The organism is Arthrobacter sp. LjRoot78 (assembly GCF_964254335.1).
Taxonomy (GTDB): domain Bacteria; phylum Actinomycetota; class Actinomycetes; order Actinomycetales; family Micrococcaceae; genus Arthrobacter.
Genome location: NZ_CAXUTG020000001.1, coordinates 3,188,157 through 3,207,373, shown reverse-complemented (window position 1 = coordinate 3,207,373; position 19,217 = coordinate 3,188,157). Strand labels below are relative to the sequence as shown.

Below are 19,217 nucleotides of genomic sequence, written 5' to 3'. Positions count from 1 at the left end.
ACGCTTACGTGACACCTAAACAAGAACGCCAGAACAAGAACGAGGCAAACACCGTGCGTACGTACACCCCGAAGCCCGGCGATATCAACCGCCAGTGGCACGTCATTGACGCCACCGACGTTGTCCTTGGTCGTCTCGCCAGCCAGACCGCAATCCTGCTGCGCGGCAAGCACAAGGCCACCTTTGCTCCCCACATGGACATGGGCGACTTCGTCATCATCATCAACGCCGAGAAGGTTGCCCTCACCGGCGCCAAGCTCGAGCAGAAGCGCGCTTACCGCCACTCCGGCTACCCGGGTGGCCTGACTTCCGTCAACTACGCGGAGCTGCTGGAATCCAACCCGGTCCGCGCCGTGGAGAAGGCCATCAAGGGCATGCTCCCGAAGAACTCCCTTGCTGCACAGCAGCTGGGCAAGCTGAAGGTCTACCGCGGTGCAGAGCACCCGCACGCCGCCCAGCAGCCCAAGACTTTCGAAATTTCCCAGGTCGCCCAGTAGTCCTGGCCACCAACAACTTATCTATACAAGGAGAATCGTGGCTCAGAACGAAGAACTGACCACCGAGGCCGTTCCGGCTGAGGAAAACCTGACCAGCTACACCTCGGAAAGCGGTCCTGCAGAAGCAGAAGCGCCGAAGAAGGAACGCCCGGCACTGACCGTTGCCGGCGCAGCTGTTGGCCGCCGCAAGGAAGCCGTCGCCCGCGTCCGCATCGTCCCCGGCTCCGGCAAGTGGACCATCAACGGCCGCGAGCTGGCGAACTACTTCCCGAACAAGCTGCACCAGCAGGACGTCAACGAGCCCTTCAAGATCCTCGATCTTGATGGCGCCTACGACGTCATTGCCCGCATCCACGGTGGCGGCATCTCCGGCCAGGCCGGTGCACTGCGCCTCGGCATCGCCCGTTCACTGAACGAGATCGACACCGAGAACAACCGCGCCACCCTGAAGAAGGCCGGCTACCTGCGTCGTGACGCCCGCGTCATCGAGCGCAAGAAGGCTGGTCTCAAGAAGGCCCGTAAGGCTCAGCAGTACTCCAAGCGCTAAACCCGCTTATCGGAAGCCCGTCCCGCCACTCGGCGGGGCGGGCTTTCGCCGTTAAACGCCGTGGCGGCTTAGGTCAGGAAGGCGGGCGACACGGCGAGGCAACCATCGCCGTGGAACCAGCCAAAGACAGCCCCGGCCGGACCATCGTCTAAACTTGACCCGATGTCTAGATTATTTGGAACAGATGGTGTCCGGGGCCTGGCTAACGGCCTGCTCACAGCAGAGCTGGCGATGCAGCTGGCGCAAGCGGCCGCCGTCGTACTCGGCCACGACCGCACAGCCAACGGCGCCCGGCCGCGCGCCGTCGTGGCTCGCGATCCGCGTGCCAGCGGCGAGTTCATCTCGGCGGCCGTCTCGGCGGGACTCTCCAGTTCCGGCATCGACGTCTACGACGCCGGCGTCCTCCCCACCCCAGCCGCCGCCTATCTGGTGGCTGACCTCAACGCCGACTTCGGCGTCATGATCTCCGCCTCCCACAACCCGGCGCCGGACAACGGCATCAAATTCTTCGCACGGGGCGGCCAGAAGCTGCCTGACGAGGTGGAAGATGCCATCGAGGCGCAGATGGGCAAAGATCCTGTCAGGCCCACAGGCAGCGACGTAGGCCGCATCCAGACCTTCTCTGACGCCGAGGACCGCTACATCGTCCACCTCCTCGGCACCCTGCCGCACCGCCTCGATGGGCTGAAGGTGGTCCTCGACTGTGCCCACGGCGCGGCCAGTGGCTGTTCACCGCAGCTCTTCAACGACGCTGGCGCCGAGATCGTGGTCATCGGCGCCGAGCCGGACGGCCTGAACATCAACGACGGCGTGGGCTCAACCCACCTCGGTGCCCTAAAGAAGGCAGTGGTGGAACACGGTGCCGACCTGGGCATCGCCCACGACGGCGACGCCGACAGGTGCCTTGCCATCGACCATGAAGGCAACGAGGTGGACGGTGACCAGATCATGGCTATCCTCGCCCTCGCGCTGAAGGAATCCGGCAAGCTCAAGGACAACGTCCTGGTGGCCACCGTCATGAGCAACCTCGGCCTGAAGATCGCCCTCCGCAACGCAGGCATCAGCATCCGCGAGACCGCAGTGGGGGACCGCTACGTTCTCGAGGAAATGCGCGACGGCGGCTACAACCTCGGCGGCGAGCAGTCCGGCCACGTGATCTTCGCCGATCACGCCACCACGGGCGACGGCCTACTCACCGGCCTGCAGCTGGCAGCCCAGGTGGCGCTCACGGGCAAGCCACTGAAGGAACTCGCCACGGCGATGACCAAGCTTCCGCAGCTGATGATCAACGTCAAGAACGTGGACAAGGCCCGCGCCGGCACCGATGAGGGTGTCCTGGCCGCCGTCGCTGAAGCTTCCGCGGAACTCGGCGAGACCGGCCGCGTGCTCCTCCGGCCGTCGGGAACCGAAGCCCTGGTGCGCGTCATGGTTGAAGCTGCCGACATGCCCACCGCCGAGCGCATCTGCAAGCACCTTGCCGCCGTGGTGGAAGAGCGCCTGGCAGTGGCGCCGGCCGCCTAACTCAGACCCCGAGAAACAAAAAAGTGGTCCGCCTCCAGCCGGAAGCGGACCACTTTTGTTATGTCACGGATGCTAGGCCCGGGTGCTGCCGCTCCGGAGGGAATCACGGATTTCGGTGAGGAGTGCGATCTGGGGGTCCTCAGCGGCCTCTTCCTTGACCTCGGTACCAATACCGAGCCGGCGGTTGCGGTGTTCGATCATGTGGTTCATCGGCATGATCACCACGAAGTAAATGGCTGAGGCGATGAGCAGGAACGAAATGATGGAAGAGATGACGGAGCCATACATGAACCCCTCCCACTGCATCTCTTCAATGCCCTTGGCACTGAACAGGCGGCCGATCAGCGGAGTCAGCAGGCCTTCAACGATTGAGGTCACGACGGCGCTGAAGGCGGCACCCATGACCACCGCGACGGCAAGGTCTACGACGTTGCCCTTCATGATGAAATTCTTGAATCCGGTCAACATAGGACCAAAGCTAGCGCGGCGTTGTGAACGCGGTGTGACAAGAAGGTAATTTCACGGGACGTGTCGCGGCTCACAAACGAGCGGCAAGCTACAAATACGCCGGTGCCGCTTCCAGCCCGAAGTACTCCTCCAGCGTCGCGATGCCCTTGGCAGCCATGTCCGTTGCCGCCTCCACGCCGACATACCGCAGGTGCCAGGACTCGTAGTAGTACCCCGTGATCTGGTGGAACATCCAGGGGTACCGCACCACGAAGCCGAAGCGGTGGGCGTTGGCTTTGGCCCACACAGCGGCCGGCTGCTCGGCGAAGCAGGGCTGGAAGCTGCACGCCCCGCCGCCGTCGCCGATGTCGAAGGCCCAGCCTGTCTGGTGCTCCGAGAACCCGGGCCTGGCCGAAGCCGTGTCGGCTTCGGCCTGACCCCGAGACGCCACATAGCCGTTGTAGGTTGCCACCTGCGTGCCGTAGGACCGGTAGCCGCTGGCCAGCGTTATGGTGACGCCGTCTCCCGCCGCCGCAGCGAACATTTGCTCAGCGGCGGCGGCCGTCGTGCTGTTCAACTGCGCCGACTCGCCCGAAACAGCCAGCGCGATGTTCGGCTGGACCAGATCCGCCGGGATGTAGTCGGCGGGGGAGAGCGGCCGGTGCTTGTTGACCACCAGCCATGGGCTGGCGGGATCCGTCAGCGAGTGCTGCTGGGCCAGTCCGGCCGCGGGCGACGTGGGCGTCGGCGCGGCGCTGGGAGCCGGGGCAACTACCGTTCCCGGTTCGGTGGCGGCAGCGCTCGTCTCCGGCCCTGCCGACGGGGACCCGGCGGACGGCGGGGTTGCCGCCTGCGAGGCGGAGGCGGACGTTGCGGACGGGGAGGAAGACGACGGCGGCCGGGTTCCGCCGTCGGGCGTGCAGGCTGCCAACGCGGTCAGCCCGGCGCCGGCGACCAGAAGCCTTGCGACCGCCCGCCGGCTCGGCGCCGTGGAAACAGGAACCGATTCGGCAGCCCCAAGAGCCGCGGCGCAGTTGTGGCACACCTGTGCTAGACCTTCCGCAGCAGCATGCGGCGGATGGAGTGGTCCGCTTCCTTGGTGAGCACCAGCTGCGCCCGGCCCCGCGTGGGAAGGACGTTTTCCTCGAGGTTGGGCTCGTTGATGCGCTTCCAGATGTCGCGGGCGGTAGTCTCGGCTTCCTCGTCGGACAGCGTGGCATAGCGGTGGAAGTAGGACTCCGGCTGGGCGAAGGCGGTGGTGCGCAGCTTGCGGAACCGGTCCACGTACCATTCCTCGATGTAGGAGGTCTTCGCGTCCACATAGATGGAGAAGTCGAAGAAGTCGCTCAGCGCCAGCCCCTGCTTGCCGTCGTGGCGGGGACGGGCGGGGGCCAGGACGTTCAGGCCCTCCACGATCAGCACGTCCGGCCGGCGGACCACCACTTCCTTGCCGGGAACGATGTCGTACGTGACGTGGGAGTACCAGGGAGCCCTGACCTCTTCGGCGCCGCCCTTGATCTCACTGACAAAGCGGAGGAGTGCGCGGCGGTCGTACGACTCCGGAAAGCCCTTCCGCTCCAGGAGGTGCCGGCGCTTGAGCTCGGCCAGGGGATACAGGAAACCGTCAGTGGTGATGAGCTCCACATTCGGCGTCCCGGGCCAGCGGCGAAGCATTTCACGGAGCACGCGCGCAATGGTGGACTTGCCCACGGCCACCGAACCGGCCACGCCGATCACAAAGGGCGTGCGCTGCGTCTGTTCGCCGAGGAAGGTGGTGGTGGCGGCGTGCAGTTGGCCCGCGGCCTCCACATAGAGGTGAAGCAGCCGGGACAGCGGCAAATAGACTTCGCGGACTTCCTTCATGTCCAGCGGATCACCGAGCCCTCTGAGACGGACCACGTCCTCTTCGTTCAGAGGTTGTTCCATCTGGGCTGCGAGCCGGGACCAGGTCTGCCTGTCCAGCTCCACGAACGGGGAGACGCCCTCTCCATTCGCTTCATTGCGTTGCAAAGTCACCCTAGAGATTCTGCCCTCCGCGACGCTGAGAGCGAAATGGAGGGCGTCGCATCCGCTGTAACGGAGCCCGGGAACAGTGCCGCCGGGGCCGAGCCAGACCTCAGCGGACCCCTACTCCATATAAGCTTGGGTCTATGTGTGGAATCGTAGGATACGTAGGCCATTCGTCAGGCCGGGTAAATGTTGGCCACGGCGCGTTGGACGTTGTCCTTGAGGGACTCCGCCGTCTGGAGTACCGGGGATATGACTCGGCGGGCGTTGCCGTGGTGTCGGACGGGACAATTTCGTCCCGCAAGAAGTCCGGAAAGCTGAGCAACCTGCTCGCGGAACTGGAAGCGAATCCGCTGCCGGATTCCGTCACCGGAATCGGGCACACCCGCTGGGCCACGCACGGCGGGCCCACGGACCAGAATGCGCACCCGCACTTGTCCGACGGCGGCAAGCTGGCCCTGATTCACAACGGCATCATTGAAAACTACGCCGAGCTCAAGCTGGAGCTCCTTGAAAAGGGCACGGTGTTCGCGTCCGAGACGGACACCGAGGTGGCCGCGGCGCTGCTGGGCGATATCTTCCGGAACCAGCTGAACGGCGACGCCTCCAAGGGCGGGCTGACCAAGGCCATGCAGCTTGCCTGCCAGCGCCTCGAAGGCGCGTTCACGCTCCTGGCCGTGCACGCGGACCAGCCCGACGTCGTTGTCGCCGCCCGGCGCAACTCGCCGCTCGTGGTGGGCCTGGGCGAGGGCGAGAACTTCCTCGGCTCCGACGTCTCCGGCTTCATCGATTACACCCGCCGGGCCGTGGAGCTGGGCCAGGACCAGATCGTGACCATCACCGCGGACACCGTGGAGATCACAGACTTCTTCGGCGCCCCGGCCCACGGCAAGGAATACCACGTTGACTGGGACCCGGCCTCGGCCGAGAAGGGCGGCTACCCGTCCTTCATGGAGAAGGAAATCCACGACCAGCCCGACGCCGTGGCCAACACCCTGCTGGGCCGCTCGGACCTTGACGGCAAGCTGACCCTCGATGAAATGCGCATCGACCCGGAGCACCTGAAGAAGATCAACAAGATCATCGTGCTCGCCTGCGGCACCTCCGCATACTCCGGCCAGGTGGCCAAGTATGCCATCGAACACTGGTGCCGCATCCCGACCGAGGTGGAGCTCTCCCACGAGTTCCGCTACCGCGATCCGATCGTGGACGAGAACACGCTGATTGTGTCCATCTCGCAGTCCGGCGAGACCATGGATACCCTGATGGCCGTCCGCTACGCCAAGGAACAGGGCGCCAAGACCCTCTCCATCTGCAACACCAACGGCTCCACCATTCCGCGCGAATCGGACGCCGTGCTGTACACGCACGCCGGGCCGGAAATCGCCGTCGCGTCCACCAAGGCCTTCCTGGCGCAGATCACCGCCGCCTACCTGCTCGGCCTGTATTTGGCACAGCTGCGCGGCAACAAGTTCCAGGGCGAGATCAAGGACATCCTGGCCGACCTGGGCAAGGTCCCGGCGAAGATCCAGCAGGTCCTGGACCACGCGGACGAGATCAAGGAGCTGGCCCGGTCCATGTCCGGGGTCAAGTCGGTGCTGTTCCTGGGCCGCCACGTCGGGTTCCCGGTGGCCATGGAAGGCGCGCTCAAGCTCAAGGAACTTGCGTACATCCACGCCGAGGGCTTTGCCGCCGGCGAACTGAAGCACGGCCCGATCGCGCTGATCGAGGAGGGCCAGCCGGTATTCGTGGTGGTTCCGTCCCCGCGCGGCCGGAACTCGCTGCACGCCAAGGTGGTCTCCAACATCCAGGAGGTCCGGGCCCGCGGTGCGAAAACCATCGTCATCGCCGAGGAAGGCGACGAAGCGGTCAAGGCCTACGCCGAGCACGTCTTCTACATCCCGGAGACGCCCACGCTCCTCGCGCCGCTCCTGGCAGCCGTTCCACTCCAGATCTTCGCCCTCGAACTCGCCACAGCCAAGGGATACGACGTGGACCAGCCACGCAACCTGGCCAAGAGCGTAACCGTAGAATAAGCCGCATGATTGTTGGCATTGGAGTAGACGTCGTAGACATTGAACGGTTCGGCCGGCAGCTGGAACGGACCCCCGGGCTCCGTGACAGGCTGTTCGTTCCGGCCGAGCGGGAGCTGAACACCCGCTCCTTGGCCGCGCGCTTTGCGGCCAAGGAAGCCGTGGCCAAGGTATTGGGTGCCCCGGCGGGCATGAACTGGCAGGACTGCTGGATCGGCCTTGACCAGAACGGGCCCACCATCCAGGTCAAAGGCACTGTGCTGGCCGTTGCCGAGTCGAAGGGCGTCAAGCGCTGGCACCTTTCGATGAGCCACGACGGCGGAATCGCCACGGCGACCGTCCTCGCGGAAGGCTGACGCGGACTTTCACCTGCAGCCCTGCCGCGGACCCTGCACCGATTGGACTGAACATGATCAGCGCCTATACCGGAACCCAAATACGGGAGGCCGAAAAGCGGTTCTTTCAGGCAAGCCTGAGATCCGGCACGGGCGCTGTTCTTATGCAACGCGCAGCCTATGGGCTCGCCAATGCAGTGGTCCGTGAGCTTGTCTCGCGGGGGATCCGGCCCTACGGCGCCAGCGTTGCAGTCCTGGCCGGCAAGGGCAACAACGGGGGAGACGGGCTATTCGCCGCCGCTTTCCTGGCTGCCCGCGGAATGCGTATGACGGCGGTGCTCACGGCCGGTGACGCCCATCCTGACGGCCTGGCCGCCTTTGAACGCGCCGGCGGCCGTACCCTGATCCTCACCGACCACAACGCGGGCGAGCTGGCAGCGGCGGCTGGCGGAGCCGACGTCGTGATTGATGCGGTGCTGGGGACCGGCGCCCAAGGAGGCCTTCGCGGCGCCACGGCGTCCTTGGTCGAGAAGCTGAACGGCGGGGCCCACGGATTTGTGGTGGCCTGCGACATTCCCAGCGGCGTGAACGCGGACACCGGCGAGTCCTATGACCCGGTTCTTCCGGCGGATATCACCGTGACTTTCGGCGGCGCGAAGGCGGGCCTGCTTGCCGATCCCGGCGCCGACCATGCCGGACGCGTGCTGGTCATCCCCATCGGCATCGAAACCGAACTGCCGCTGCCGGTGCTGCGTCGCCTGGAATCCGCCGACCTTGCCCGCCTGCTGCCCCCGCCGGCGCGCCGCTCCCACAAGTACACCCGCGGTGTCCTGGGGATCGTTGCCGGCTCACAGCAATACCCGGGGGCCGCCGTGCTCGCCTGCCGGGGCGCCCTCGCGGCCGGGGCCGGCATGGTCCGGTACCTCGGCCCGCCCGAGGCAACCCGGCTCGTCCGGCAGGCATGCCCGGAGGTGGTGTGCGGGCCGGACGCCGTTGCTGACGCCCACGTCCAGGCATGGCTGGTTGGCCCGGGGATCGCCGACGGAGACGACGACCAGCTGCGCCGTGCGCGCGACGCCGTGGAGACCGGACTGCCCGTGGCTGCCGACGCCGGTGCGCTGCCGGCCCTGCCCGACGTCCTGCCACCGCAGGTGGTGCTGACACCGCACGGCGGCGAGCTGGCCCGGCTCCTACAGCGCTACGGGATCGACCTGGGGCGGCAGGGCGTTGACGGCGCCACGCTCGAGGCCGTGCGGCAGGCGTCCGAACGAACCGGAGCCACCGTCCTGCTGAAGGGCGCCACCACACTGGTGGCCCCGCCGTCGGGCCCGGTTTTCAGCCAGGCGGAAGCCTCGCCGTGGATGGCCACCGCCGGAAGCGGCGATGTGCTGGCCGGGATCCTCGGCTCCCTGCTCGCCCAGCATTCGGACGACGAGGACAAATTTGACGCGTGCGGGATCTCCGCGGAACAGCGCTGGGCGGCCATCGGCGCCATGGCGGCGAGCGTGCACGGCCGCGCCGGCACCCTAGCCTCTGCTGGCGGTCCCGTGACCGCCGGTGCCATCGCTGACTACGTGCCGGAGGTGATGAGGACGCTGTAACCATAGGGCGCAAAGCGCAGGAACCATAATAGTAATCCTACTTACTAGTAGTCTGTCTAAAGATTTGTTCGTTCGCACGAGGAGTACACATGGAAGTCTGGCCCGGATCGGCATACCCGCTGGGAGCCACCTTTAACGGCACTGGCACGAACTTTGCGCTGTTCAGCGAAAGGGCCGAGAAGGTGGAACTGTGCCTCTTCGATGACGAAGGTGCGGAGACCCGGATCGAGGTCCTCGAAGTAGACGGCTACGTCTGGCACTGCTACCTGCCCCACATCCAGCCGGGACAGAAATACGGGTACCGCGTCCACGGGCCGTACGATCCCGACTCCGGGAACCGGTTCAACCCGAACAAACTGCTGATGGACCCGTATGCGAAGGCTGTGCACGGCAAGATCGACTGGGACCCGGCGCTGTTCTCCTACAACATGGGCGATCCCGATTCCCGCAACGATGCCGACTCCGCGCCGCACATGATGATGGGTGTGGTGATCAACCCGTTCTTCGACTGGGACGGCGACCACCTGCCCCGCGTCCCGTATCACAAGTCCGTGATCTACGAGGCACACGTCAAGGGCCTGACGCAGCTGCACCCCGAGGTTCCGGAGGACCAGCGCGGCACGTACGCCGGCGTTGCCCACCCCTCCGTCATCTCCCACCTGCAGAAGCTGGGCGTCACGGCGATCGAGCTGATGCCGGTGCACCAGTTCGTCAACGACGGCATCCTGGAAGACAAGGGCCTCAACAACTACTGGGGCTACAACACCATCGGCTTCTTCGCCCCGCACAACAGCTACAGCTCCACCGGTGACACCGGCCAGCAGGTGCAGGACTTCAAGGCCATGGTCCGCTCGCTGCACCAGGCCGGCATCGAAGTGATCCTCGACGTCGTGTACAACCACACCGCCGAAGGCAACCACCTGGGCCCCACCCTGTCCTTCAAGGGCATCGACAACGCCGCCTACTACCGGCTCATGGACGGCGACGAGAAGCACTACATGGACTACACGGGCACCGGCAACTCGCTCAACGTCCGCCACCCGCACTCCTTGCAGCTCCTGATGGATTCCCTGCGTTACTGGGTCACGGAAATGCACGTGGACGGCTTCCGATTCGACCTCGCCTCCACCCTGGCGCGCGAATTCTATGACGTGGACAAGCTGTCCACCTTCTTCGAACTCATCCAGCAGGACCCGGTAGTGTCCCAGGTCAAGCTGATCGCCGAGCCGTGGGACGTTGGCCCCGGCGGCTACCAGGTGGGCAACTTCCCGCCGCAGTGGACGGAATGGAACGGCAAGTACCGCGACACCGTCCGCGACTTCTGGCGCGGAGAGCCGGCAACGCTCGGCGAATTCGCCTCCAGGATCACCGGCTCCGCCGATCTCTACGAGCACTCCGGCCGCCGTCCGGTCGCCTCGATCAACTTCGTCACCGCCCATGACGGTTTCACCCTGCAGGACCTGGTGTCCTACAACGAGAAGCACAATGATGCCAACGGGGAAGACAACAACGACGGCGAATCGCACAACCGCTCGTGGAACTGCGGGGCCGAGGGCCCCACCGACGATCCCAAGGTCCTGGGCCTCCGCGCCCGGCAGCAGCGCAACTTCATCGCGTCGCTGCTGCTCTCGCAGGGTGTGCCGATGATCCTGCACGGCGACGAACTGGGCCGCACCCAGCAAGGCAACAACAACGGCTACTGCCAGGACTCCGAACTGACCTGGATCAACTGGGATAACGTGGACCAGCCGCTGGTGGAGTTCACGGCTGCCGTGAACGCCCTCCGGCACAAGCACCCCACCTTCCGGCGCAGCCGCTTCTTCGACGGCAGGCCGGTCCTCCGCGGCGAGGGCGAACGGCTTCCGGACATTGAATGGCTGGACGTTGACGGCTCCACCATGAAGCCCGAGGACTGGGACAGCGGCTTCGGCCGCTCGGTGGGCATGTTCCTCAACGGCGACGGAATCCGCGGCCGGGACGAACGCGGCCGCCGCATCACCGACGTCAACTTCGTGCTCTACTTCAACGCGCACGACGACGAAGTGAAGTTCACGCTGCCGTCCGACGAATACGCTCCCGCCTGGGACATCATCATCGACACCGCGGGACACAACGCCGACACCGAACCGGTTGAAGCCGGAGACGCACTGCCCGTTGCCGCCAAGTCACTCGTGGTACTCCGCGCCCACAGCGTTCCGGAAACAGAGCCGGACCACTCGGTGGCGGCATCGCTCGCGGCTCTGTCCCAGACCACCACCAGCGACACTGCGGCGCTGACCACACCGGCCCTCCCCGAACCCTCGCAGACCAGGAGGATAAAGGCGAAAGGCAAGGATTCATGAAGACACCGGTCTCCACCTACCGGCTCCAGATCCGACCCTCCTTTACCCTCCAGGACGCTGCGGCCCAGGTCCCCTACCTGAAGTCGCTGGGCGTGGACTGGATCTACCTGTCGCCGATCCTGACGGCTGAGAAGGGGTCGGACCACGGGTACGACGTCACGGACCCGTCCACGGTGGACCCAGACCGTGGCGGGCCCGAAGGTCTCGACGCGGTGTCCCGGGCTGCCCGGGCCGCCGGCATGGGCGTACTCGTGGACATTGTGCCCAACCACGTGGGGGTGGCGTCGCCTTACCAGAACCCCTGGTGGTGGTCCCTCCTCAAGGAAGGACGGAAGTCCCGTTATGCGGAAGCGTTCGACGTCGACTGGGACTTTGCCGGCGGACGCATCCGGCTCCCTGTGCTGGGGAGCGACGACGAACTGGACAAGCTGGAAGTCCGCGACGGCGAGCTCCGCTACTACGACCACCGGTTCCCGCTGGCGGACGGCAGCTACACCGAAGGGGACGACCCCCGCGACGTCCACGCCCGCCAGAACTACGAACTGGTGGGCTGGCGCCGCGCGGACAACGAGCTCAACTACCGCCGCTTCTTCGCCGTCAACACGCTGGCCGGCATCCGGGTGGAAGTCCCCCGGGTGTTCGACGAAGCCCATGCCGAAGTGGTCCGTTGGTTCCGCGAAGGGCTGGCGGACGGGGTCCGGATCGACCACCCGGACGGGCTGGCCGACCCGGAGGGCTACCTGCGGCGGCTCCGCGAAGCGACCGGCGGCAGGTACCTGCTGATCGAGAAGATCCTGGAACCAGGGGAGGAGCTGCCGGCTTCCTTTGAGTGCGAAGGCACCACTGGCTACGACGCCTTGGCGGACGTGGACCGGCTCTTCGTGGACCCTTCGGCGCAGGCGCCCCTTGACCGGCTCGACGGCAGGCTCCGCGGCGGAGAACCGGCGGACTACGAGGAGATGATCCGCGGTACCAAGCGCCGGATCACCGACGGCATCCTGCACTCGGAGGTCCTTCGGCTGGCGCGGCTTCTTCCGGCCGGAACGGTGTTGGATGGTGAGCAGGCCTCTGATGCGATCTCCGAGATCATCGCCGCCTTCCCCGTGTACCGGACGTACCTCCCGTACGGCGAGGAAGTCCTCAAGGAAGCCTGCAGCCTGGCTACGCGTAACCGGCCCGACCTCGCACCTGCGGTGGACCTGCTGCAGCCGCTGCTGCTGGATGCCGGTTCGGCGCTGGCGCAGCGCTTCCAGCAGACCTCCGGCATGGTGATGGCCAAGGGCGTGGAGGACACCGCGTTCTTCCGCTACACCCGGCTGGGCACCCTGACCGAGGTGGGTGCCGATCCCACCGAGTTCGCCATTGACCCGGCGGAATTCCACCACCGGATGGCGCGGCGCGAAGCCGAACTACCGCTGTCCATGACCACGCTCAGCACCCACGACACCAAGCGCAGCGAGGACACCCGGGCACGAATTTCCGTGATCTCCGAGTTCGCGACCGAATGGGAGCAGATTCTGGCCAAGCTGCAGGAACTGGCCCCGTTGCCTGACGGGCCGTTGGCCAGCCTGCTTTGGCAGGCCATCGCCGGGGCGTGGCCCGCCTCCCGGGAACGCCTGCAGCAATACGCCACCAAGGCCGCCCGCGAGGCCGGCAATTCCACCGACTGGCTGGACCCGAACGAGGCGTTTGAGCAGAAGCTGGCTGCCGCCGTCGACGCCGCGTTCGACAACCCGGAAGTGCGTGCGGAACTGAAGGCCTTCGTGGCTCTCCTGGAACCGTACGGCGCCGCGAACGCGCTGTCCGCGAAACTGGTGCAGCTGACCATGCCCGGCGTCCCCGACGTGTACCAGGGCACCGAGTTCTGGGACCGCTCGCTCACTGATCCGGACAACCGCCGTACCGTCGACTTTGCCGCGCGGCAGCGGGCGCTGAACGCGCTCGACGCCGGCGAGCGTCCGGCGTCGTACCGGGACGACTCCGCCAAGCTGATGGTGACCTCACGGGCGCTCAGGCTGCGGCGGGACCGGCCTGAGCTCTTCACGGGCTATACGGCAATCACCGCTTCCGGGCCGGCCGCGGAGCACGTGGTGGCATTCAGCCGCGGCGCCGGTGAGTCTGCCGGCGCCCTGACGCTGGTCACCAGGCTGGCGCGCAGGCTGGAACAGTCCGGCGGCTGGCAAGACACGTCGGTGGAGCTCCCGGCAGCCGTGACAGACGAACTGACGGGCAGCAGCTTCGGACCCGGGCCGGTCCGCGTTGCGGACATCCTGGCCGGCTACCCCGTTGCACTGCTCGTTCCTGCAGCTGCTCCTGCCACCCACGGATCGGAGAACCACTGATGACGCTGCCCGCGAGCGGAAGCGGACGCTTCGACATCTGGGCCCCCGATGTCACCGCCATCACCTTGCTGGCTGACGGCACGGAGTACCCCATGAGCCAGCGCGACGGGGGCTGGTGGACGGCCCCGGACGCCCCGGCTGACACTGACGTGTTCTACGGTTACCTGCCGGGGACGGACACCACCCCGGTGCCGGACCCCCGGTCCCGCCGCCAGCCTGAAGGCGTCCACTCCCTGTCCCGTACCTTCGACCCGTCCGCCCATGAGTGGGCGGACGGGGACTGGGCAGGGCGGGAGCTCCAGGGTGCCGTCATCTACGAACTGCACATCGGCACCTTCACGCCCGAAGGAACGCTGGAGGCTGCAGCCGGAAAACTCGGCTACCTCACGGACCTCGGCGTCGACTTCGTGGAGCTCCTGCCGGTCAACGGCTTCAACGGCACCCACAACTGGGGCTACGACGGAGTCCTCTGGTACACCGTCCATGAGGGCTACGGCGGCCCGGCTTCGTACCAGCGCTTCGTGGACGCCGCCCACGGCGCGGGCCTGGGCGTCATCCAGGACGTGGTGTACAACCACCTTGGTCCCAGCGGAAACTATCTGCCCAAGTTCGGGCCCTACCTGAAGTCGGGGGAAGGCAACACCTGGGGTGACTCGGTCAACCTGGACGGGAACGGATCCGACGAGGTCCGCCGGTACATTCTGGACAACGCGGCAATGTGGCTCCGGGACTACCACGTTGACGGGCTGCGGATCGACGCCGTGCACGCCTTCAAGGATGAGCGCGCGGTCCACCTCCTCGAGGAATTCGGCGCCCTGGGCGACGCGGTGGCCGCGGAAACGGGCCGGCCGATCACCATGATCGCGGAGTCGGACCTCAACAACCCCCGCCTGCTGTACCCCCGCGATGTCAACGGCTACGGGCTGGAGGGGCAGTGGAGCGACGACTTCCACCATGCCGTCCACGTGAACATCAGCGGCGAGACCGAAGGGTATTACAGCGACTTCGACTCACTGGGCGCCCTGGCCAAGGTCCTGCGCGACGGCTTCTTCCACGACGGCAGCTACTCCAGCTTCCGCGGCCGGCACCACGGGCGGCCCATCAACACCGGGCTGGTGCACCCGGCGGCCCTGGTGGTGTGCAGCCAGAACCACGACCAGATCGGCAACCGCGCCACCGGCGACAGGCTCTCCCAGTCGCTGTCCTACGGCCAGCTGGCACTGGCGGCTGTCCTCACGCTGACGTCACCGTTCACTCCCATGCTCTTCATGGGGGAGGAATACGGTGCCACCACGCCCTGGCAGTTCTTCACCTCCCACCCGGAGCCGGAGCTGGGTAAGGCGACGGCGGAAGGACGCATCAAGGAGTTCGAGCGCATGGGGTGGGATCCCGCCGTCGTGCCTGATCCCCAGGATCCGGAGACCTTCAACCGGTCGAAACTGAACTGGGCCGAGGCCGCCGAGGGCGACCATGCCCGCCTGCTGGAGCTCTACCGTGCGCTGACCGCGCTGCGCCGTTCGACGCCCGAGCTCGCCGGGCTGGGGTTCACGGACACCGAGGTGGACTACAGCGAGGACGAGCGCTGGCTGCGGTTCCGGCGCGGAGACGTCCAGGTTGCACTGAATTTCTCGGAGCAGGGAGTCAAGCTCGGGGACGCTGCGGGCTCAGTGCTGCTCGCCACCGATGAGGCTCCGGCTTTGGATGGCGGCTCGCTGGTGCTGGCGCCGTGGAGTGCGGCCATCCTTAAGGGCTAACAGGCTTCGGTTGCTGGTTGCTGCGCCGCGGGCTGTTTCTGTCAGCCCGCGGCGTAACAACGGACTTGTTGGCTGTAGCGTGCATCACAGCTGGCAGGATTGCAGGTATGACTTATTCTGCAGCGGACAACCGCTATGAATCCATGCCCTACCGCCGCGTGGGACGCAGCGGCCTCAAACTTCCGGCCATTTCCCTTGGCCTTTGGCACAACTTCGGCGACGACAAACGCTTCGATGAGCAGCGCGCTATCCTCCGCCGCGCCTTCGACCTCGGCGTCAACCACTTTGACCTGGCCAACAACTACGGCCCGCCGGACGGCTCGGCGGAAACCAATTTCGGTCGCCACCTGCAGGACGACTTCAAGCCGTACCGCGACGAGCTGGTCATCTCCACCAAGGCCGGCTACTACATGTGGCCGGGCCCGTACGGCGAGTGGGGATCCCGCAAATACCTGATCTCCAGCCTGGACCAGTCGCTGCAGCGCATGGGCCTGGACTACGTGGACATCTTCTACAGCCACCGCCCCGATCCGGAAACCCCCATGGAGGAAACCATGGGGGCGCTGGACTACGCCGTACGCTCCGGCAAGGCCCTGTACGCGGGCATCTCCTCGTACACCCCCGAGCAGACCCTCGAGGCCGCCCGGATCCTGAAGGAGCTCGGCACCCCGCTGCTCATCCACCAGCCCAGCTACTCCATGCTGAACCGCTGGACCGAGAACGGCGCCCCCAACCTGTACGAGGCGCTGGACCAGGTGGGCGCAGGTTCCATTGCGTTCTCCCCCCTCGCCCAGGGCATGCTGACGGACCGCTACCTGAACGGCATCCCGGCCGATTCGCGTGCCGCCAAGGAACGGTTCCTGTCTGAGTCGGCCCTCACCGAGGACAAGCTGGACAGGGTCCGCGGGCTTAACAAGATTGCCGCCGGCCGCGGGCAGTCGCTGGCTCAGATGGCCATCGCCTGGATCCTCCGCGACCAGCCCAAGGGGTCGCCTGTAACGTCCGCGCTGGTGGGCGCATCCAGCGTCAAGCAGCTGGAAGACACGCTGTCCGCCATCAACAACCTGGCGTTCTCCCAGGAGGAGCTGAAAGCGATCGACGAGTTCGCCGTCGAGTCCGACATCAACCTCTGGGCCCAGAAGTAGCGCCCGCCTAACTGAGCCGCGCCTAACACAGCCGCGAATAACAAAGGCTCGCGTAACAGAGCCGCCGGGGCCGGCCGGGAACAACTCCGGCCCCGGCGGCGTTGGCTACAATGCAAGGGCGCCCAATGGCGCCGTGCCCATCAGCCGCCGTCGCACATCAGAGTGCAGCCGCGCCGGGCACTGAAGTTTGTTCTCAAAGGAGTTCCGTGTCTTCAAATCCGATTCGTGTCGCCATTGTTGGCGTAGGTAACTGCGCTGCTTCCCTGGTCCAGGGTGTCCATTACTACCGGGATGCCGACCCCCAGGCCACGATCCCCGGTCTGATGCACGTGGAGTTCGGCAAGTACCACGTCAATGACGTTGAATTCGTTGCAGCCTTCGATGTGGACGGCAAGAAGGTGGGCGTCGACCTCGCCGACGCCATCCTGGCCAGCGAAAACAACACCATCAAGATCGCCGACGTTCCCCCCACCGGTGTAACGGTCCAGCGCGGCCACACCCTGGACGGCCTCGGCAAGTACTACCTCGAGACCATCGAGCAGTCCCCAGCAGAGCCGGTCGACGTTGTCCAGGCCCTCAAGGACGCCAAGGTCGACGTGATGGTCTGCTACCTGCCCGTTGGTTCGCAGGAAGCCGCCGAGTTCTACGCCCAGGCCGCAATCGATGCGGGCGTGGCTTTCGTCAACGCCCTGCCGGTGTTCCTGGCCGGCACCAAGGAGTGGGCCGACAAGTTCACCGCCGCCGGTGTTCCGATCGTGGGTGACGACATCAAGAGCCAGATCGGTGCCACTATCACGCACCGCGTCATGGCCAAGCTGTTCGAAGACCGCGGCGTCACGCTGGACCGCACCTACCAGCTCAACGTCGGCGGCAACATGGACTTCAAGAACATGCTGGAGCGCGACCGCCTCGAGTCCAAGAAGATTTCCAAGACCCAGGCCGTCACCTCCAACGTCGAAGCCGAACTGGCTGCCAAGGACGTGCACATCGGCCCGTCCGACTACGTCCAGTGGCTCGATGACCGCAAGTGGGCTTTCGTCCGCCTCGAAGGCCGCAACTTCGGCGACGCCCCGGTGTCGCTGGAATACAAGCTGGAGGTCTGGGACTCACCCAACTCCGCCGGCGTGATCATCGACGCCATCCGTGCGGCCAAGATCGGCCTGGACCGCGGCATCGGCGGCCCGCTGCTCTCCGCGTCCAGCTACTTCATGAAGTCCCCGCCGGAGCAGTTCAACGACGACATCGCCCGTGAAAAGGTCGAGGCCTTCATCCGCGGAGACCTCGAGCGCTAACCACGTTCCTCCCGCCTGCGACGCTCTCTCACTTATGGTGGGTTTTGGCGCGGCGCTCTCTCACTTTTGGTGGGGGAGCGCCGTGCTTTAAGCGTCCTGTTCGTACCGTCGGATCGCGTGGCTGGCCTGGGCAAGGGCCAGGAGCCTTAGCAATAGCTGGCTGTGCATGTGCATGCCGACGGCGGCCGTGAGAATAAGCTCATCGATGCTGTCCGGGGCCGCCGTGGCCGCAATGTCGACCCCGGCGACGTCGTCCATAGCCTTGCTGTAAGTGTCCAGGAGCTCGCCGGGCACCCGGATGTTGAGGCTCTCCATCAGCTCCAGATGGGCATTTAGTGCGTTCCGGGCGTCACTTGGGGAATCGGGCCAGCCCCTGAGACGCACGACGGCGTCAGCCGGCCTCGCCACTAACCGTGGCGTAGGAGTCCAACTCAAGCACCACGCGCTGAACCGCCGCCAAGAGCTCAAGGCGCGAGGCGCCGTCGTCGGCCATTCTGAGGATGCCGCGAATCTGTTCGATGTTCAGTCCGACTATCCGGCGGAGCGCCTGGATCAAATCGAGGCGCTCGACGTGCCTCGCTGAATATTGAGCGCGCGTTGCGTGGACGGCCGCTCCGGGCGGCAGGAGGCCCTCGCGCAAGTAGTACTTGATGCTTGCGGCCGAGACTCCCGACTGCTCGCTCAATTCCTTCAGCTGCATTCCGGACATCCTTCCTGCGAGGGCCGGAAGCCATTGGATAGCAGACCCGGCACCAACTATCCTGATGTACACGTATTGGATAGTGGCTCTATCCTAAAGCCATGGAGCACTGGAATGTACTGCTTGTCAGCCATGTCATTGCCGCGCTGTTCGTCCTCGTCATCGGCCCCTTTCAAATCTTCCGAAGCCGCCGTGACCGCATCCACCGCACCATGGGCTACCTGTGGGTGGCCGCCATGTACTACGTCTGCGTCAGTAGTTTCTGGATTGTGACTGCCGGACATTTCACCTGGCTGCACGGGCTGTCGGCGTTCACCATCGTGACGGTGTCCCTTGGCCTCGTCAGCGCCATCCGCCGCAACATCCCATCGCACTTGGGCAACATGATCGGGAGCTACATCGGCATTGCAGTGGCGTTCGTCTTTGCCGTTGCCGTGCCGGGAAGGTCCATTCCGCGGCTCCTCGCCGAGGACCCGGGCACCGCGGCATATGTTGCTGCTTTGGTGGTCCTGAGTGTGGTGGTCATGATCGTTTCGCTCAAGCGCGGCGGCCGTGCGGGTAAGGCGGCCCCGTCGAAGGATGGAACGCTCTCTCACTCCCTGCGTGTTTAGAACCGACCCTCTCTCACTTTCGGTGGGTTTGGGCGCGACGCTC

General features: G+C 65.7%; 17 protein-coding genes. 12 read left to right on the top strand and 5 right to left on the bottom strand.

All coding sequences use genetic code 11. From position 1 onward, the window contains the following. The first annotated feature begins 53 nt into the window (after positions 1 to 53). The 3 genes from rplM (at position 54) to glmM (ending at position 2,565) form a co-directional block, all read left to right on the top strand. The gene (gene rplM / locus ACSQ1X_RS14845; RefSeq protein ID WP_011692756.1) at positions 54 to 497 is read left to right on the top strand and encodes a 50S ribosomal protein L13; all 444 of its coding nucleotides are present in this window, start codon (positions 54 to 56) and stop codon (positions 495 to 497) included. A 37-nt stretch (positions 498 to 534) separates the two neighbouring features. Then, on the top strand, positions 535 to 1,044 hold the full coding sequence (rpsI, locus tag ACSQ1X_RS14840) for a 30S ribosomal protein S9 (protein ID WP_436058216.1): 510 nt from the start codon (positions 535 to 537) through the stop codon (positions 1,042 to 1,044). A gap of 162 nt (positions 1,045 to 1,206) precedes the next feature. Further along, positions 1,207 to 2,565: a phosphoglucosamine mutase gene (gene glmM, locus ACSQ1X_RS14835; protein WP_436058215.1), complete on the top strand. Its 1,359-nt coding sequence runs from the start codon at positions 1,207 to 1,209 to the stop codon at positions 2,563 to 2,565. A gap of 72 nt (positions 2,566 to 2,637) precedes the next feature. Here glmM and mscL read toward each other — a convergent pair whose 3' ends face one another. The 3 genes from mscL to coaA form a co-directional block, all read right to left on the bottom strand. Next, positions 2,638 to 3,033: a large conductance mechanosensitive channel protein MscL gene (gene mscL, locus ACSQ1X_RS14830; RefSeq protein WP_436058214.1), complete on the bottom strand. Its 396-nt coding sequence runs from the start codon at positions 3,031 to 3,033 to the stop codon at positions 2,638 to 2,640. An 88-nt stretch (positions 3,034 to 3,121) separates the two neighbouring features. Continuing rightward, positions 3,122 to 4,057, bottom strand: coding sequence for a M15 family metallopeptidase (locus tag ACSQ1X_RS14825; RefSeq protein ID WP_436058213.1), 936 nt, complete (start codon positions 4,055 to 4,057; stop codon positions 3,122 to 3,124). 5 nt (positions 4,058 to 4,062) lie between these two features. Further along, complete coding sequence (gene coaA / locus ACSQ1X_RS14820) at positions 4,063 to 5,028, bottom strand: type I pantothenate kinase (RefSeq protein WP_082506671.1); 966 nt, start codon at positions 5,026 to 5,028, stop codon at positions 4,063 to 4,065. 134 nt (positions 5,029 to 5,162) lie between these two features. Here coaA and glmS point away from each other — a divergent pair, with 134 nt between their 5' ends. The 8 genes from glmS (at position 5,163) to ACSQ1X_RS14780 (ending at position 17,863) form a co-directional block, all read left to right on the top strand. Further along, a complete protein-coding gene (gene glmS / locus ACSQ1X_RS14815) occupies positions 5,163 to 7,055 on the top strand; it encodes a glutamine--fructose-6-phosphate transaminase (isomerizing) (RefSeq protein WP_436058212.1) in 1,893 nt (630 codons plus the stop codon). A gap of 5 nt (positions 7,056 to 7,060) precedes the next feature. Next, the gene (locus tag ACSQ1X_RS14810; RefSeq protein ID WP_011692749.1) at positions 7,061 to 7,408 is read left to right on the top strand and encodes a holo-ACP synthase; all 348 of its coding nucleotides are present in this window, start codon (positions 7,061 to 7,063) and stop codon (positions 7,406 to 7,408) included. 53 nt (positions 7,409 to 7,461) lie between these two features. Next, complete coding sequence (locus ACSQ1X_RS14805) at positions 7,462 to 8,988, top strand: NAD(P)H-hydrate dehydratase (RefSeq protein ID WP_436058211.1); 1,527 nt, start codon at positions 7,462 to 7,464, stop codon at positions 8,986 to 8,988. Positions 8,989 to 9,077: 89 nt separating this feature from the next. After that, entirely contained in the window at positions 9,078 to 11,330 is a 2,253-nt protein-coding gene (gene glgX, locus ACSQ1X_RS14800) for a glycogen debranching protein GlgX (protein ID WP_436058210.1), read from the top strand. Further along, entirely contained in the window at positions 11,327 to 13,672 is a 2,346-nt protein-coding gene (gene treY, locus ACSQ1X_RS14795) for a malto-oligosyltrehalose synthase (protein ID WP_436058209.1), read from the top strand. Before glgX ends, treY begins: the two co-directional genes overlap by 4 nt. After that, complete coding sequence (gene treZ / locus ACSQ1X_RS14790) at positions 13,672 to 15,426, top strand: malto-oligosyltrehalose trehalohydrolase (RefSeq protein ID WP_436058208.1); 1,755 nt, start codon at positions 13,672 to 13,674, stop codon at positions 15,424 to 15,426. The genes treY and treZ overlap by 1 nt, the downstream gene beginning before the upstream one ends. Positions 15,427 to 15,533: 107 nt before the next feature. After that, positions 15,534 to 16,571, top strand: coding sequence for an L-glyceraldehyde 3-phosphate reductase (gene mgrA, locus ACSQ1X_RS14785; RefSeq protein ID WP_436058207.1), 1,038 nt, complete (start codon positions 15,534 to 15,536; stop codon positions 16,569 to 16,571). 206 nt (positions 16,572 to 16,777) lie between these two features. Next, positions 16,778 to 17,863, top strand: coding sequence for an inositol-3-phosphate synthase (locus ACSQ1X_RS14780; RefSeq protein WP_436058206.1), 1,086 nt, complete (start codon positions 16,778 to 16,780; stop codon positions 17,861 to 17,863). Between the two features lie 87 nt (positions 17,864 to 17,950). On the opposite strand, the gene ACSQ1X_RS14775 is transcribed toward ACSQ1X_RS14780, so the two are convergent. Together ACSQ1X_RS14775 and ACSQ1X_RS14770 are read right to left on the bottom strand one after the other, a co-directional pair. Next, positions 17,951 to 18,178: a hypothetical protein gene (locus ACSQ1X_RS14775; RefSeq protein WP_436058205.1), complete on the bottom strand. Its 228-nt coding sequence runs from the start codon at positions 18,176 to 18,178 to the stop codon at positions 17,951 to 17,953. Between the two features lie 76 nt (positions 18,179 to 18,254). Further along, positions 18,255 to 18,563: a MerR family transcriptional regulator gene (locus ACSQ1X_RS14770; protein ID WP_436058204.1), complete on the bottom strand. Its 309-nt coding sequence runs from the start codon at positions 18,561 to 18,563 to the stop codon at positions 18,255 to 18,257. 101 nt (positions 18,564 to 18,664) lie between these two features. On the opposite strand from ACSQ1X_RS14770, the gene ACSQ1X_RS14765 reads away from it, so the two are divergent. After that, a complete protein-coding gene (locus ACSQ1X_RS14765) occupies positions 18,665 to 19,174 on the top strand; it encodes a DUF2306 domain-containing protein (protein ID WP_436058203.1) in 510 nt (169 codons plus the stop codon). The last annotated feature ends 43 nt before the right edge of the window (positions 19,175 to 19,217 follow it).

What these genes read in the sequence shown, in the direction of transcription:
- glmM (WP_436058215.1), top strand. Translation starts at nt 1,207, where the DNA reads ATGTCTAGATTATTTGGAACAGATGGTGTCCGGGGCCTGGCTAACGGC.
- mscL (WP_436058214.1), bottom strand. Translation starts at nt 3,033, where the DNA reads ATGTTGACCGGATTCAAGAATTTCATCATGAAGGGCAACGTCGTAGAC.
- glmS (WP_436058212.1), top strand. Translation starts at nt 5,163, where the DNA reads ATGTGTGGAATCGTAGGATACGTAGGCCATTCGTCAGGCCGGGTAAAT.
- ACSQ1X_RS14810 (WP_011692749.1), top strand. Translation starts at nt 7,061, where the DNA reads ATGATTGTTGGCATTGGAGTAGACGTCGTAGACATTGAACGGTTCGGC.
- ACSQ1X_RS14805 (WP_436058211.1), top strand. Translation starts at nt 7,462, where the DNA reads ATGATCAGCGCCTATACCGGAACCCAAATACGGGAGGCCGAAAAGCGG.
- glgX (WP_436058210.1), top strand. Translation starts at nt 9,078, where the DNA reads ATGGAAGTCTGGCCCGGATCGGCATACCCGCTGGGAGCCACCTTTAAC.
- treY (WP_436058209.1), top strand. Translation starts at nt 11,327, where the DNA reads ATGAAGACACCGGTCTCCACCTACCGGCTCCAGATCCGACCCTCCTTT.
- treZ (WP_436058208.1), top strand. Translation starts at nt 13,672, where the DNA reads ATGACGCTGCCCGCGAGCGGAAGCGGACGCTTCGACATCTGGGCCCCC.
- mgrA (WP_436058207.1), top strand. Translation starts at nt 15,534, where the DNA reads ATGACTTATTCTGCAGCGGACAACCGCTATGAATCCATGCCCTACCGC.
- ACSQ1X_RS14775 (WP_436058205.1), bottom strand. Translation starts at nt 18,178, where the DNA reads ATGGAGAGCCTCAACATCCGGGTGCCCGGCGAGCTCCTGGACACTTAC.
- ACSQ1X_RS14770 (WP_436058204.1), bottom strand. Translation starts at nt 18,563, where the DNA reads ATGCAGCTGAAGGAATTGAGCGAGCAGTCGGGAGTCTCGGCCGCAAGC.
- ACSQ1X_RS14765 (WP_436058203.1), top strand. Translation starts at nt 18,665, where the DNA reads ATGGAGCACTGGAATGTACTGCTTGTCAGCCATGTCATTGCCGCGCTG.